Raw genomic sequence first — 14,998 nt, forward strand, 5'->3', positions numbered from 1 at the left:
TCAACAACCCGCCGTCACCCCTTGACCGACCACCACGTCGCCGGGGCGAGCAGGATCCTTGTGATGGCGGACAGCACGGGAAGGGCCCGCCGCGACCGGGTTGTCCGGTCGATCGGGGCGGTGCCGGCGTTCCCGCTCGAGTGCAGCTCCTCGGCCTGTTCGGCCTGCGCCGCGCGGAGTTCTTCCGCTGCCTCGAGCCGTTCCTGGGCCTGCTTCCGCAGCCGCGCGAGGATTCTGTCCTCACGGCTGCGAGACGAGTAGAGCGTGCCCCGCCATTGCGCGTGGGCGTGCATGATGGCTTCCGACAGGGTCAGCTGCGGCGTGGGCTGGTCGACGGTCGCCCGGCCCAGGAACCGGCGATGCCCGGGCGGGATCTTCGCCCACTCCTCGGCCCGTCGCTGCCGAGCCTCCTCGGCCCGGCGCTGCGTCTCCTCCCGCAACGCTCGCACCCGAGCCCGGGCCTCCTCGTCGTCGAGGAACACGCCCTCGGCGACGTTGATGCGCATGCCCGGTTCCCGCCGTGGCAGTTGGGCGTGCAGCGAGCCCGACGACGCCGCGAACCGGCCGAGCGCCACCGGCGCGACGGCGGGGCTGGGCACCGCAGCCGGGGTGACCTGTTCCGCTCGGCGCGGTCTCGGCTTCTTCCGGGGCTGAACGGTCTTCTTCAGGTTCTGTTCGTGCTTGCGGCGGCCTTCCTCGTGGAGTTCGCGGATCCGGTCGTACTGCTGTTGCGTATAGGTGCCGCCGACCCGCTTGTCGGTGAAGACCTCGAGCCACTTCTCGACCGAGGGCCATCCCTTGTAGCGGCCGTCCATCGTGGTCGTGATCGTGTTCTTGGCAACGCCGGTGCGGGTCATCCGGCTGGGCAGGATGTCCTGCTCCCGCAGCATGTCCCGCAGGTATTGACCCAGCGCCTGGGCTTCTCGGTCGTCCGGGATCTCCTTGAACGCCCGCGGCGACAGCTTGGTCTGTTTCGGGCGATGGCCCAGGGACGCGGTGGCGCTGTCCTCCTTGACCGGCGCGCTCACCTCAGAATCGGTGCGAGGTCGTCGGCGGGGCGGCCCACGGCCCGCCCGCCGGCCGTCAAGGCCAGCACCTGATGCGTGAAGCCGATCGCGAAGGCACCCACGGCGGCGACCGTGGCCAGCGCCTCGGAGGTGGGCATGCCGCCGGTGACGAGCGACAACGGCGCCGCGACGGACAGGAACACCACTACGATGACGAGTGCCAGTCGCGACGAGTGCCGTCGGTGACGGCCCCGCACATGGACGGACAGGTTCGGGTAGAACGACATCGGTCTCACCTTCACATGTACGAAGGAAGCACCCCGGCCTGAACCGAGGCGCCCTGGGTTTCGTCCGGACATGCGAGGGCTTCACGTGGCTGCGACCCCACAGCCCCGCTCCTCCGGCGAGAGAAGACAATTCTCTCTTTGGAGCCACGGTGGAAGCCCGGGGCGCAACTCGATGTTCATCAAGATCCGAAATCGCGGCTTCGTGAACAAGCCCAGACCAGCATGTTCACGACCGGCGGTTTGACCGCGAACATAGCTGCGGTTTAGAAACCCCAGGTCAGGCCTTGCGTGAACGAACCACAGCCCGCATCGTTGACGCCGGTAGGCATTCTCGGCATCGGTCTCACGGGTTTCGCGAACGTCGAGAGGGCGGGGCCCCACTGCGACGGGGTCCCGCAGCCCCTCCGGACTTTCCGCTATGGGCCGGACACTTACGGCTATAAGCGCGACCTGAGTATCCGTACGCATGTCTGCTCGGCCGGGGTCGGGAAGACTTCGGGCATGACGCAGCGCCGCCGGATCTCGCTCTTGCTCCTTGTCGCCGTCGCCGTGGGAGGACTCACCGCCGCGTGTTCGTGGCGGGAGGCGATCTGCCGGTCCGGCGAATATCCGGTCGCGGCCGTGGACAGCACGACCGGCCGCGCCTGCGTGGCCGACGGCGAGGAGCCGCCGACCGGGTACGTCCGATTCCCGCAAGGCAAAGTGCCCGAGCACGTTGACGACGAGTGGGACCTCTACTGGCGGGAGCACAAGCTCGACGAGCGCGGCAACGAGGTCGCCTGACGAGCGAGCCCCGGTCCCACGGGGGGACCGGGGCTCATTCCGTACGGTGTGGATCAGCCCTTGATGCCGTGGACCGGCGGGACGGTCAGCGTGCGGGCGCCGGGGGTGCCGCCGAGGATGATCTGGCGCAGCGCCGAGTTGTTCGTCGTGTCGAGCTCGGCCAGCTTCTTCTCCGGGTTGGCCAGCACCTGGATGTAGTAGGTGCCGTTCGGCAGGTCGGTGATCTCGAACGACTGGCCCGGACGGTACTGGCTGTAGGTGTCGCCGTTACCGATGTCGAGCACTTCCCGTACGGCGACGACGGTGTTCGCGCCGCACGAGGTGGACAGGTCGGTGTTCTCCGGCCGCCACTTCGCGTTCGGGATGGTGAAGTCGACCGCGTCCGTGTTGGCCAGGCAGAACGCCTCCTTGCCGCTGCGGACCGAGAGCTTCTGGGTCGAGTCGAGCAGGTTGTACTGCGCGAAGTCGGTGAAGTGCCAGTGCAGGTGACCCTCGCGGGCGTCCCACTCCATGGTGCCGGCTGGGCGGCTGCCGACCTGGTTGCCCTTGGCGTCGAAGAAGTACTGGTACGCGTCCATCAGCTCGGTGCCGGTGCGGCGGAAGCCGTCGACCAGCAGCGGTGACGTGCCCGCGTTCCAGACCGTCGCGCCGAAGTTCACGTAGTCCTTGCCGTCCTCCTCGGACAGCGCGATCTCCCAGGCCGGCAGGGAGCGCAGGTCGGGCCGCGGTCCGCCGGTCGGCGTGGCCTTGAGCGGGGTGGGCCGCTTGGCCGGTGCGCGCAGCTCGGGCACGTAGGCCGAGACCTGCCGCTTCGCGTCCCCCTCGGCGGTGTGCAGCGAGTGCTCCTGCGCGGTGCCGGCCGCCTTCGCCCGGGCCAGCCCCCGCTCGTCGGTGTCGGCGTCGACCACGGTCACCCCGACCGTGGCGGTGGCCTGGTCGTTCGGGATCTTGAACAGGTCGCGGTAGACCTGGTTGACCGACGCGGTCGCGGTGTACTTGCCGACCGGCAGGTCGAACTGCTGCCCCGGGGTGTACGTGGGCTCGTCCTGCACTTCGGCGTTCCAGCCGGCCTGCACGCCCCAGACCGCGCCGAGCGTGAACGGGTTGTACCCGCCGCAGCTCTGCGGGTAGGGGTTGGTGGCCGGGGCGTCCGGCCGGGTGCGCGCCGACGACCAGGAGTTGCCGCAGAACGGGGTCGTGTACTCGCTGACCACGGTCCCGGCCTCGTCGGCGATCTTGATCGTGGTGAAGTCCTTCAGGCCGTTGAAGTCGGGAACCATCCCGGACGGCAACGTCACCTTCTTCTTCTTGCCGTTCTGCACGACGTAGCGCTCGGCCGTGATCGGCTTGTCGTAACCGGTGCGGCTGGCCCAGATCTCCAGCGGGTCCTTGCCGGCGATCACGTGCAGGCCCAGGTCGAGCGAGAGGTAGATCTCGCCGTCGTAGTTCCACCGCTCGGCGGTCACCTGCCCGGTGGCGGCCACGAACGAGAGCGGGGGAACGGTGGTCGCGGCCTGGGCCACGCCGACACCGGCGGCGGTCAGCGCCAGCGTGGCCGCCACGGCGCCGTACCTCATCAGGCGCGAGCGCCGGCGGTGCTTCAGCGGATCGGTCATGGGGTCCTTCCGGTCGGGCGGCCGCCGGTGGAGCGGCCGCTGACCGACCATCCAAAGCGATACTTATGAATATCTTGTGAGGTCTATGTGCGGTGGCACGAAAAGGGGAGGAAAACCGGTCCACGGTCGGAGCGGCGCATCGGCCGAAAGTAAGAGACGCCGGTCGGGGTCCATCGCGGACAGTCGTCCCGTTCCGTTTCGGGCAGATTTCCAGATCTTTTCTTGACAACGTTGTCAGGTGGAGTGAGGCTGTCGATCTCTATAGCGATCGCTCCCCTTGGAGTCTCTGCATGAAGTTGATTGGCGGCTCCACCGCTGCCTCCCTCCTGCCCCGACGGTGGCTCGCCGCCGCCGGGGCTTTCATCGTGCCGCTCGGGCTGATCGTCGCCGCTCCCGGCGCCGCCTACGCCACCAACGGCGGGGTCAAGCCCGGCGAGTTCAGCTCCTCGTTCGAGACCGCGGACCAGCAGCCCGCGGTGAGCACCGTCGAGCTGGACAAGGGCAAGCCGGTGCAGGACAACCTGACCGGCGACTCCCGGGTAGCCCTGCCGGGCAGCCAGCTGGAGCAGGTCAGCGCCGTGACCGCCAGCGCCGAGAACGCGCCCAACGAGACCGCGGTCAAGCTGAAGGACTACAACAGTTCGACCAAGTGGCTCGCGTTCAGCCGTACGGGGTGGGTCGCCTACCAGCTGGCCACGCCCACGATCGTCGCGAAGTACTCGCTGACCTCGGCCGACGACGCGCCCGGCCGCGACCCCAAGGACTTCGTGGTCCAAGGCTCGCAGGACGGCGCCGCGTGGACCGATCTGGACACGCGCACGGGCCAGAAGTTCGCCGGCCGGTTCGCGACCAACACCTACAGCTTCGCCAACACCACGGCGTACGCGTTCTATCGCCTGAACATCACGGCCAACTCGGGTGACTCGATCATCCAGCTCGCCGGCTGGGACATCAGCGACGGCTCGAACGTGCTGCCGCCCGCCACCCCGATGCTGACCGAGGTCGGCGCGGGCCCCAACCGGGGCTCCAACCAGAAGCCGAACGCGGGCTTCACGGGCGTCGCCTCGGTGCGGTACGCCGGTGGCGCGCGAACCGACGGACGGGCGTACGGGACCAACAAGCTCTTCGACGTGAAGATCCCGGTCGGGCCGAAGACGCGACTGTCGTACAAGATCTACCCCGAGCTGACCGCCGAGAATCTGCAGTACCCGTCCACATACGTGGCCGTTGATCTGCACTTCACCGACGGCAGCTACCTGAGCCGGCGCTCCCCGGTCGACCAGCACGGCTTCGCCCTCACGGCGGCCGGGCAGGGTAAGGCCAAGGCGCTGTTCGCCGACGAGTGGAACGCGGTCAGCTCCGACCTCGGCGCGGTCGCCAACGGCAAGACGATCGACCGCATCCTGCTCGCCTACGACAACCCCGCCGCCACCGCCACCACCCGCTTCCAGGGCTGGATCGACGACCTCGCCGTGATCGGCGCGGCCACCGCGATCGACGGCTCGACGCTGACCAACTACGTCGACACGCGGCGCGGCACGAACTCGTCGGGCGGCTTCTCGCGCGGCAACAACCTGCCGATCACGGCGGTGCCGAACGGTTTCAACTTCCTGACGCCGGTCACCAACGCCACGTCGGACTCCTGGGAGTACGAGTACGCGCGCAACAACAACGCGGCCAACCTTCCGCTGATGCAGGGTCTGGCGATCTCGCACCAGCCCAGCCCGTGGATGGGTGACCGCAACCAGTTCTCGGTCATGCCGGTGCCGGCCGGGGGCAACCTCACCGGGCAGCCGCGCGACCGGGCGCTCGCGTTCAGCCACACCGACGAGACGGCCCGGCCCGACCTCTACCGCGTCAAGTTCCAGAACGAGCTGACCGCGCAGATGTCGCCGACCGACCACGGCGCGATCATGCAGTTCGGCTTCCCGGCCGGGCAGCCCGGCAGCCTCGTGCTGCAGAACGGCAACTTCGCGATCGCCGCCGACGGCACGGTCACCGGATGGGTCGACAACGGCAGCGGCCTGTCCGCCGGACGTAGCCGGATGTTCGTGGCCGGCTCGTTCGACCGCGCGCCTTTCTCCACCTCGTCCACGTCGGCCACCTTCGACGCCACCACCGTGACCCTGCGGTTCGCGACGTCGTTCATGTCGGTCGACCAGGCCCGCAAGAACCTCGACTTCGAGGTCACCGGGCGCAGCTTCGACCAGATCCGGGCGGCGGCGACCGCGGCGTGGAAGGACCGGCTCGGCCGGGTCGAGGTGAAGGGCGCGACCGAGTCGCAGCTCGTCACGCTCTACTCGAACCTCTACCGGCTCAACCTCTACCCGAACTCGCAGTCCGAGAACACGGGTACGGCGGCCAAGCCGCGCTGGCAGTACGCGAGCCCGGTGTCGGCCGCGACCGGAGCGTCGACCCCGACCCAGACCGGCGCCAAGATCGTCGACGGTCAGATCTACGTGAACAATGGGTTCTGGGACACCTACCGTACGGTGTGGCCGGCGTACTCGCTGCTCTACCCGGACATCGCGGCGAAGATCGCGGACGGGTTCGTGCAGCAGTACCGGGACGGTGGCTGGATCGCTCGCTGGTCGTCGCCCGGCTACGCCGACCTGATGACCGGCACCAGCGCGAACGTCGCGCTCGCGGGGGCGTACCTCAACGGGGTCAAACTTCCCGACCCGCTGGCCGCCTACGACGCCTCGGTCAAGGACGCCACGGTCGCCTCCGGGCGGGGCGCGGTCGGCCGTAAGGGCATCGAGACGTCGCTGTTCCTCGGCTACACGCCGACCACCACCGGCGAGTCGGTGTCGTGGGCCCTCGAAGGGTTCATCAACGACTTCGGCATCGGCAACATGGCCGCCGAGCTGGCGAAGGACCCGGCCACGCCGCGTGCTCGCCGCGACCAGCTCAAGGAGGAGTCGAAGTACTTCCTCGAGCGGGCCCGCAACTACGTGAACCTGTTCGACAGCAAGACGAAGTTCTTCCAGGGCCGCGAGGCCTCGGGCACGTTCCTCGAGGGCGACCCGCTCGACTGGGGCGGCGTCTACACCGAGACCAACGGCTGGAACTTCGCCTTCACCGCCCAGCAGGACGGTCAGGGCCTGGCCAACCTGTACGGCGGTCGTTCCGCGCTGGAGAAGAAGCTCGACGAGTTCTTCGCGACGCCCGAGAAGGCCGACCACCCGGGCGGCTACAACGGCATCATCCACGAGATCCTCGAGGCGCGGGCGGTGCGGCTCGGTCAGCTCGGCATGAGCAACCAGCCGTCACACCACATTCCCTACATGTATGACTACGTGGGCGCGCCCGAGAAGACGCAGGCGATCGTGCGCGAGATCCTGCAGCGCCTCTACGTCGGCAGCGAGATCGGCCAGGGCTACCTGGGCGACGAGGACAACGGCGAGATGTCGTCGTGGTACATCCTCAGCTCGCTGGGCCTCTACCCGCTGCAGACCGGCTCGTCCGAGTGGGCCATCGGCTCGCCGCAGTTCGAGCGGATGACCGTGCACCGCAAGAGCGGCGACATCGTCGTGAAGGCGGAGAACAACAGCGCATCCAACGTCTATGTGCAGAGTGTGAAGGTCAACGGGCGATCGCAGCACGGCGTCTCGCTCGACTCGGCGGCGCTGGTTCGCGGTGGCACCATCGAGTTCAAGATGGGCTCGAAGCCGTCCTCGTGGGGCACCGGCAAGCACGACGCGCCGGAGTCGCTGACCAAGGGCAACGAGGTTCCGAAGCCGCTGCAGGACACGACCGGGCCGGGCCTCGGCACCGCGACGGTCAGCGGCGGGCAGGACGCGGCGAAGCTGTTCGACGACTCGTCGTCGACCCAGCTCACGATCGCCTCGGGCACGCCGACGGTCAACTGGTCGTACCACGGGGGCAAGCAGAGGGCGACCTACTACACCCTGACCTCGGGTGCCGCCGTCGGTGACCCGACCGACTGGAAGCTGCAGGGCTCCCGCGACGGGATCACCTGGACGACGGTCGACTCCCGCAAGGGTGAGGTGTTCACGTGGCGCAACCAGACGCGGCCGTTCGAGGTCGACCGTCCGGGGCGGTTCAAGCACTACCGCCTCGCCGTCACCAAGAGCACCGCGGCCTCTGTCACTCTCGCTGAGATCGAGCTGCTCTCGGGCGGCGACGTCCAGCTCGGTGGCGGCGACGTCACGGTGACCGCCGGGGCCTCGGTGCCGGCGCGCGCCGGCGCGGCCGTGTCGGTGCCGCTGGCGACTGTCACGGGTGGGACGGCCGATTCTTATGAATCGACTATCGATTGGGGCGACGGCTCTGCCCCGGTCGCGGGCACGACCGTGCTCGGGTCGCGGGCGGTCTACAACGTCACCGGATCGCACACCTACGCGTCGCCCGGTCACTACCAGGCCTCGGTCACGGTGACGGACGGGACCAGCCAGGATTCCGCGACCGTCGGCGTCGACGTGGCGTACGTGCCCTCGTCGGGTCTGGTCGCCGCGTTCGACACCGTGTGCATCGGTGACGAAGGGGTGCTGCCGGCCGACTGCGACGCCAAGGACTGGGCCTACTCGCGGGCGGCGCTCGCGGCGGGCGGTGTCGCGCAGGGTCAGCGTGTCGCGGTTCCGGGCACGGCGCTCGGCTTCACCCTGCCGGTCACCCCGGCCGGGCAGCCGGACAACGCGATCGGCAACGGCAAGACTCTTCAGTTGAACCTGCCGGCCGACGCGCGAACCATCTCGTTCATCGGCGCGGGAACGCAGGGCAACCAGAGCACGTCGGCGACGGCCCGGTTCAGTGACGGCACCACGGCGTCGCTGCCGATCCAGATGAGCGACTGGACCCTCGGGGGCAACCCCAACGGCACCCCGTCGTACGGCAACATCGTCGTGGCTCGCACGGCCTACCGTCTGCACGGCACGAGCCGGGACAGCGCTCAGCCGTTCCTGTTCGCGACGGCACCGTACGCGATCCCGGCCGGCAAGACGCTGGAGTCGGTGACCCTGCCGACGCAGTCCGGCGACCCGGGCTCGGCCGGCCGCATCCACGTGTTCGCGGTCGCCGACGACGGCACGCCGCACCCCGCGGTCTCGGTGACCGCTCCGGCCGGTCAGACGGCCACGGCCGGGCAGGCGTTCACGGCCCAGCTCGGTGCGGTGACCGGCGGCGTGGGCTCGCTGAACGCGCGCGTCCAGTGGGGCGACGGCACGGTTCCGCAGGACGCCACGGTCACGGCCGGGGCGATCAGCGGGCAGCACACGTACGCCCAGCCGGGTACCTACACGGTGCACGTCACCGCGTGGGACTCGCTGTCGAGCACGACGGCCACCTTCACGGTGACGGTGGCCAAGGCGACGGCGGGGGCGCCCACGGCGACGACCCTGAAGGTGGCCGCCGAGCCCGCTTCGCCTTCGGCCAGCCCCGAGGTGCAGTTGTCGGTGGAGTCGGGCCCGCGGGGCACGGCGATCACCGTCGACGGCTCCGGCTTCGCCCCGAACGCGGCCGTCCAGGCCACGTTCGGTGACGGCCTGTCGGTCACCACCCTGCACGCCAACGCCGACGGCGTGGTGTCGGGCGAGACCGTGAGCGTGCCTGGCGGGGCCGTCCCGGGCCCCACGAGCGTCACGCTCTCCGGTGCCGACGCGCAGCCCTTCACGGTCACCGCGAAGTAGCAGCAACCGAACCGCCGGCGGGCAAGCCTCCCTTGCCCGCCGGCGGTTCTTCACTGTCGGGGAAGCCGAGGGCCTGCGCGTCCCGCCGAGACCTGCCCCCAGCGTTTACCGTTCGAAGCAAAGCGCCGGTCCAGAGCATTCGGGTCGAGGTCTGTCGGCGGATGCTCGATGCAGGCACCGGGTTTGCGCGGCCTGGATTGCCGCGCAGTCCACCCGGGCCGGCCGCTGTCGTGGTGCCGCTGCGGCGCGGCCGGTTGCGGTGATTGGATGGTCCGCCGCGGTTGCTGGAGCCGGGATTCAGGCCCCTCCCGCGCTTGATCGTTCTGCAAATCCTTGATGTTGGCCCCTCGAACGTGATCGAGGGTCCCATATCCTGGCAATCGGATTGATCATGGGGCCAGGAGACCTTTCCGTGGAGTTTGAGGCTTTTCTTCCACCTGCCACGACGGCGAACGGGTACAGGTGGAGCTGAGGCAGCGACTCGGCCTGAGCACTTGCCGGCGCGGCAGGAGGCATGCCGAACTCCGCCGCTCGTCGCTTCACCTGAGGTCGGCGACGCGTTTCCTCCACGACGTGGCCGCCGACCCGGGCTGCGTCGTCATGGCTGGATCGTCAGGCGGGTGATCACGCCGTCGCGGAGTTCGAAGAGGTAGTGCAGGTCGACCTGGCCGCCCGGGAAGGTGCCCTCCAGGTGCTGGACCACGTCGTACGTGATGGTCGCGCTCTTGAATTCCGTGGTGTAGGTGTATTCGCCGGCCGCCTTCGTCAGCCAGGACTGGATCTCTTCGGTGCCGTGGTAGGTCTGGCCCTCGTCGGTCACGATCGCGTCGGGGGCGAAGGTCTGGGTGACGGCGTCGTTGTCGTGGGCGTCGTGTGCGGCCAGGTAGGCGGTGATCACGTCGGGTAGCTTGTCGGTCATGGGGCAAGACTCGACCCTCCCGCCGGGGGAGGGTCAACGGCTGACGATCGGGGCGTTCGCCACACTCACTCACCTGAGCGTGCGCACGCTCCGGCGCTATCACGAGGCCGGGCTTCTGGAGCCGCGCACGGTCGACCCGTTCAGCGGATATCGCTACTACGACGCCGGCCAGATTCCGGTGGCGCAGGTCATCCACAGGCTCAGGGAGCTCGACGTGCCCCTGGCCGAGGTGAAATCTATAGTCGAGACCGACGATCCGGGGCGGCGAGCCGATCTCGCCGCGGGACACCTGAAGCGTCTTGAGGACGAGCTCGAGCGCACGCGTAAGGCGATCGTCGCGCTGCGCCGCCTGCTCGACCCCGACCCGGCCGATCTTCGGGTCACGCTGCGGTCCGATCCGGCCCGCACGGTCGCGGCCATCAGCGGGCGGGTCTCGTTGAGCGGCGTGATCGAGTGGTACGACGCGGCGATGCGACGGCTGGACGAGGCGTATCCGATGGCCGAGCGCACCGGGCCGCCCGGTGGGCTGTACGACAACGAGCTGTTCACCGCGGGCGAGGGCCGGATGACGGTGTTCCGGCCGGTGCGCGAGCCGCGGGCGGAGGCGGTCGAGCTGCCCGCCGTCGACCTCGCCGTCGTGGTGCACGAGGGGCCGCACGATGACATCGACGTCACGTACGGCCGCCTCGGCGCCTGGGTCGTCGAGCAGGCTCTCGCCGTCGACGGGCCGGTCCACGAGACCTACCTGGTGGGCCCGCGGGACACCCCAGTCGCGGCGGAGTGGCGTACGGAGATCGGCTGGCCGGTGTTCCGCCTCACCGCAGGGTGAAGCGCACCGAGGGGTAACCCCGGCCTGGCACGGCCCCGCCGGAAATACCAGCGGGGCCGCGAAACCAGACGTCAGTGGCAGGAACCGGTGCCGCTGTCGCTGTACGTCTTGCCCGCGACCGGCACGAACTGCCAGTCGTACGAGCCCGAGTGCAACGTGAACTTCAGAACCCCGTACGTGTCGCTGTTGCGGGCTTCGCTGTTGGGCTGGATCGTGCCGAAGGCGTAGTGGCTCGCCCCGCCCATGCCCGCGACGAACGAGCGCAGACCCCGCGACGAGTCCGCGGCACCGTTGGCGTTCATCGGCGCGAACCGCTCGTAGACGTGGTTGTGACCCCACACCACGACGTCCGCGTTGTAGTCGTACAGCGCCTGGTAGAGCGGCCGCGTCGACGTCGAAGGCGCGTGGTTCGAGCTCGACGTGTACAGCGGGTGATGCCAGTAGGCGATCGTGCACGGCTTGCTGCTCGCGGCCAGGTCGGCGCGCAGCCACTGCTCCTGGGTCGAGCCCGCCGACATGCTGATGTTCGAGTTCAGCGACACGACGTGCCAATTGCCCAGATCGTACGAGTAGTAGCCGCGCCCGGACGGGCCGGCAACCGAGCCGAAGTAGCTGTAGTACGCCGAAGCGCCGCTGGTGTTGTAGTCGTGGTTGCCGGGCGTCGGCCGCGTGCGCGACTTGTGCCGGCCCCACGTCGGCTCGTAGTAGCTCGAGAACTCCGACGCGGTGCCGTTGTCGTAGACGTTGTCGCCCGTCGTGAACACCGTCCCCGAGATGCCGTCGAGCAACGCCGCCGTCTGCGTGTCGCCGCTGCCGCTGTTGGCGATGTCGCCGACCCCGACGAAGACCGGGTCGCCCGACGGGGGAGTGGTGGTGCCGGTCGTGACGACGAGCTGCGGGGCGTCCGCGCCGCTCTCGCGGGTGTCGTAGTAGGCGCCGTCCGAGTTGCTGGACGTCCCGGCGAAGCTGAACGTGCCGTTGCCCTTCACCACGGCCGAGGCGTCGACCTCGTACCAGGTGTTCTCGCCGACCGAGCCGATCGTGCCGAGGGTGGCGCCGTCGATGGCCGGCTGGTTGTTCCAGGTCGTGCCGGTCTCCGACCACGACGTGCTGGAGACGGCCTTGAACGTGCCGCCGGCCGGGCTGCCCGAGTTGCCGCTGATCGTGCGCAGCCGGATCTTGGCGCTGGTGATCGTGCCGCTGACGCCCGAGACGGTGAACCGCAGGAACGAGCGGCGCACCGGCGAGTTGTCAACGACGATCTGGGTGGACGTGCCGTAGTTGGTGGTGGCGGTGTCGCTCTGCACATAGGTGTCGGCGACCGGCGTGAAGGTGGCGGTGGCCGCTGACGCCGGGCCGGCGGTGCTGATGACGATCGCCGCCGAGGTCACGGTCAGGATGGCGACCGAACCGACGGTGAGCTTACGGATACCCATACGGGCATTCCCTTTCCTCGTACGGAATTGGAGCGGCCCGAATCTAAAGGCGTCAATGGGCGACCAGGTGAACGATGAACCCGCCGCCGGATGAAGATCTTTCGTGCCGCCTTCATGTCCCGCCCGCCTGCCGTACATCTGCGGTGGTCAATGTCGCTTCCCGTGTACCTCTCCACCATCGAGCGACCCTCTCGCGGGCGGCTCGCCTTCATGGGCGGCAACGTTCTCGCCCTCGGCACGGTCAGCCTGATCACCGACGTCTCGTCCGAGATGGTGACCGCGATCCTGCCGCTCTACCTCGTGCTCGGCCTCGGCGCCGGCCCTCTCGCGTACGGCGTCCTCGACGGCGTCTACACCGGAGCGACCGCCGTGCTGCGGATCGTGGGAGGCTTCGTCGCCGACCGGGTCCGCAGCCGCAAACTGGTCGCGGGCCTCGGTTACGGCCTCTCCGCGCTGGCCAAACCGGCGCTGCTGCTGGCCGGCCGCTCGGTGCCGGCGGTGGGTCTCGTGATCGCGGCCGACCGTCTGGGCAAAGGCCTGCGTACGGCACCTCGCGACGCCCTGATCACCGAAGCCGTGCCGCCTTCGCAGCTGGGCCGCGCCTTCGGGCTGCACCGCACGATGGACGCCGTCGGCGCGTTCCTCGGCCCGCTGGTCGCCCTCGGTGTGCTGGCGCTGACCGCCGGCTCGTACGACGCGGTCTTCGTCACCAGCTTCTGCGTCGCCGCCCTCGCGGTCGTGGTGCTCGTGCTCTTCGTCCGCGAGAAGGCCGCGGCAGCTTCCCCCGTCGCGGCCATCCGTCTGGGGGACGCGGTGCGGCTGCTGGCCGACGCTCGCCTGCGCCGGCTCGTCGTCGCGGCGGGCCTGCTCGGGCTGGCCACCATCGGCGACGGCTTCGTCTACCTGCTGCTGCAGCGGCGCGAAGAGCTGAGCGTCGTGTGGTTTCCGCTGCTCGCCGTCGGCACCAGCCTGTCCTACCTGCTGCTGGCGACGCCGCTGGGCGTGCTGGCCGACCGCATCGGGCGTCTGCCGGTGCTGGCCGGGGGCGGCGTCGCGCTGGCCGTAACCTATCTGCTGCTGACCGGGCCCCTCGGCGGGCCGCCGCTGCTCGTGCTGGTGCTCGGGCTCTACGGGCTCTTCTACGCGGCCACCGACGGGGTGCTGATGGCGCTGGCCGGCCCGCTGCTGCCCGCCGGGTTGCGGGCCACCGGGTTGGCGCTCGTGCAGACCGCGCAGGCCCTGACCTATCTCGTCTCGTCCGTGCTCTTCGGGCTCGCCTGGCAGACGTGGGGACCGGCCGGGGCCGGGCGGGCCGCCGCACTGCTGGCCGTGGTCGCCCTCGCCGGGATCGTCCTGCTGCTCCGCAACCGCACTCGCCCGGAGGTGGCGCGATGACCACGCGACGCAAGCTTCTCCTCACGGCCCTCGCGGCCGTACTGCTCGCCGCCGCGGCAATCGGGTACGCCGTCTCGCGTCCGCGCCCTTCGCCCCGGCCGGTCGCCGCCGCTGCCGGGCCGGTCACGCTGGCCACGGGGCCGGGCACACCGGCTGCGGGGCCGGGCACGCGGGCTGCCGGGCCGCGGATCCTCGCGATCACCGATCGGCATCTGACGGTGGCCCCGCTCGGCGGCGACTCGCGCTCGATTTCGGGCGTCGAGTGCCTTCGGGCGTACGCCGCCGCGGGCACCGCCATCTGCCTGCGGCCGAAGACGGCCTGGTCGTACGAGGCCGCCGTTCTCGACGAAGAGCTGCACGAGCGTACGGCGTTCGCCGTTCCCGGCCTGCCGAACCGGGCCCGGGTCTCGGCGAGCGGCCGCATGGTCTCGTGGACCACGTTCGTCGGCGGCGACTCCTATGCCGGCAGCGCCTTCTCGACCCGCACCGGCATCCTCGACACGCGGACCGGCAACCGCGCCGACACCCTCGAGAACTTCACGATCCGCCGCGACGGACGCCCCTACCGCAGCGCCGACGTCAACTTCTGGGGCGTGACCTTCACGGCCGACGACAACCGCTTCTACGCCACGATGTCGACCGGCAGGAAGCGCTACCTGGTGCTGGGGGACTTCGCCGCCCGCTCAGTCACGACCATCAAGGAAAACGTGGAGTGCCCGTCGCTCTCGCCCGACGGCACCCGTCTGGCCTTCAAGCAGGCCATCAACGCCGACCCGGCCCGGGGCTGGCGCTTGTCGGTGCTGGACCTGTCAACGATGCGGGTCACCGAGACCACCGAGCCCACGAGCGTCGACGACCAGGCCGCCTGGCTCGACGACCACACCCTGATGTACACCCTGCGAACCGGCGACGGCACGCCGACCGTCTGGTCCGTCCCCGCCGACGGCACAGGCGCGCCCCACCCGCTCCTGACCGGCGCCGAGTCCCCAGCCCCATTGAAATGAGCTGCTCAGCGGCACATCTCGTCCCGGCGGCCTGACCGTGGTTCCCGCCATTCTGCGCCGGCCTCAGTAGCCAC

General features: G+C 69.6%; 10 protein-coding genes. 5 read left to right on the forward strand and 5 right to left on the reverse strand.

Annotated elements, in window-relative coordinates:
- Positions 1-14 precede the first annotated feature (14 nt).
- Positions 15-1,028 carry a hypothetical protein gene (locus EER30_RS12430; RefSeq protein WP_127500543.1) on the reverse strand — a complete coding sequence of 338 codons (1,014 nt, stop codon included), beginning with the start codon at positions 1,026-1,028 and terminating at the stop codon, positions 15-17.
- Entirely contained in the window at positions 1,025-1,294 is a 270-nt protein-coding gene (locus EER30_RS12435) for a hypothetical protein (RefSeq protein WP_127500544.1), read from the reverse strand. The genes EER30_RS12430 and EER30_RS12435 overlap by 4 nt, the downstream gene beginning before the upstream one ends.
- A gap of 501 nt (positions 1,295-1,795) precedes the next feature.
- Between EER30_RS12435 and EER30_RS12440 the strand changes: the two genes are divergently transcribed.
- Positions 1,796-2,077, forward strand: a complete 282-nt coding sequence (locus tag EER30_RS12440) for an SCO0607 family lipoprotein (protein ID WP_127500545.1) — start codon at positions 1,796-1,798, stop codon at positions 2,075-2,077.
- A gap of 53 nt (positions 2,078-2,130) precedes the next feature.
- On the opposite strand, the gene EER30_RS12445 is transcribed toward EER30_RS12440, so the two are convergent.
- Positions 2,131-3,693 carry a lysyl oxidase family protein gene (locus EER30_RS12445; protein ID WP_127500546.1) on the reverse strand — a complete coding sequence of 521 codons (1,563 nt, stop codon included), beginning with the start codon at positions 3,691-3,693 and terminating at the stop codon, positions 2,131-2,133.
- Between the two features lie 290 nt (positions 3,694-3,983).
- Here EER30_RS12445 and EER30_RS12450 point away from each other — a divergent pair, with 290 nt between their 5' ends.
- A complete protein-coding gene (locus tag EER30_RS12450; protein ID WP_127500547.1) occupies positions 3,984-9,341 on the forward strand; it encodes a GH92 family glycosyl hydrolase in 5,358 nt (1,785 codons plus the stop codon).
- Between the two features lie 598 nt (positions 9,342-9,939).
- Here the strand turns inward: EER30_RS12450 and EER30_RS12455 are convergent.
- On the reverse strand, positions 9,940-10,260 hold the full coding sequence (locus tag EER30_RS12455) for a nuclear transport factor 2 family protein (protein WP_127500548.1): 321 nt from the start codon (positions 10,258-10,260) through the stop codon (positions 9,940-9,942).
- Between EER30_RS12455 and EER30_RS12460 the strand changes: the two genes are divergently transcribed.
- The gene (locus tag EER30_RS12460) at positions 10,259-11,089 is read left to right on the forward strand and encodes a MerR family transcriptional regulator (protein WP_127500549.1); all 831 of its coding nucleotides are present in this window, start codon (positions 10,259-10,261) and stop codon (positions 11,087-11,089) included. The genes EER30_RS12455 and EER30_RS12460 overlap by 2 nt on opposite strands.
- Before the next feature lie 71 nt (positions 11,090-11,160).
- Here EER30_RS12460 and EER30_RS12465 read toward each other — a convergent pair whose 3' ends face one another.
- The gene (locus tag EER30_RS12465) at positions 11,161-12,525 is read right to left on the reverse strand and encodes a CBM96 family carbohydrate-binding protein (RefSeq protein WP_127500550.1); all 1,365 of its coding nucleotides are present in this window, start codon (positions 12,523-12,525) and stop codon (positions 11,161-11,163) included.
- 150 nt (positions 12,526-12,675) lie between these two features.
- Here EER30_RS12465 and EER30_RS12470 point away from each other — a divergent pair, with 150 nt between their 5' ends.
- Entirely contained in the window at positions 12,676-13,920 is a 1,245-nt protein-coding gene (locus tag EER30_RS12470; RefSeq protein ID WP_240669975.1) for an MFS transporter, read from the forward strand.
- Positions 13,917-14,924: a TolB family protein gene (locus EER30_RS12475; protein WP_127500551.1), complete on the forward strand. Its 1,008-nt coding sequence runs from the start codon at positions 13,917-13,919 to the stop codon at positions 14,922-14,924. Before EER30_RS12470 ends, EER30_RS12475 begins: the two co-directional genes overlap by 4 nt.
- Positions 14,925-14,998: the final 74 nt, after the last annotated feature.

The sequence above is a fragment of the Actinoplanes solisilvae genome, assembly GCF_003999975.1.
In the GTDB taxonomy this organism is placed as follows: Bacteria; Actinomycetota; Actinomycetes; order Mycobacteriales; family Micromonosporaceae; genus Actinoplanes; species Actinoplanes solisilvae.

What these genes read in the sequence shown, in the direction of transcription:
- EER30_RS12450 (WP_127500547.1), top strand. Translation starts at nt 3,984, where the DNA reads ATGAAGTTGATTGGCGGCTCCACCGCTGCCTCCCTCCTGCCCCGACGG.
- EER30_RS12465 (WP_127500550.1), bottom strand. Translation starts at nt 12,525, where the DNA reads ATGGGTATCCGTAAGCTCACCGTCGGTTCGGTCGCCATCCTGACCGTG.
- EER30_RS12435 (WP_127500544.1), bottom strand. Translation starts at nt 1,294, where the DNA reads ATGTCGTTCTACCCGAACCTGTCCGTCCATGTGCGGGGCCGTCACCGA.
- EER30_RS12455 (WP_127500548.1), bottom strand. Translation starts at nt 10,260, where the DNA reads ATGACCGACAAGCTACCCGACGTGATCACCGCCTACCTGGCCGCACAC.
- EER30_RS12445 (WP_127500546.1), bottom strand. Translation starts at nt 3,693, where the DNA reads ATGACCGATCCGCTGAAGCACCGCCGGCGCTCGCGCCTGATGAGGTAC.
- EER30_RS12470 (WP_240669975.1), top strand. Translation starts at nt 12,676, where the DNA reads ATGTCGCTTCCCGTGTACCTCTCCACCATCGAGCGACCCTCTCGCGGG.
- EER30_RS12460 (WP_127500549.1), top strand. Translation starts at nt 10,259, where the DNA reads ATGGGGCAAGACTCGACCCTCCCGCCGGGGGAGGGTCAACGGCTGACG.
- EER30_RS12475 (WP_127500551.1), top strand. Translation starts at nt 13,917, where the DNA reads ATGACCACGCGACGCAAGCTTCTCCTCACGGCCCTCGCGGCCGTACTG.
- EER30_RS12440 (WP_127500545.1), top strand. Translation starts at nt 1,796, where the DNA reads ATGACGCAGCGCCGCCGGATCTCGCTCTTGCTCCTTGTCGCCGTCGCC.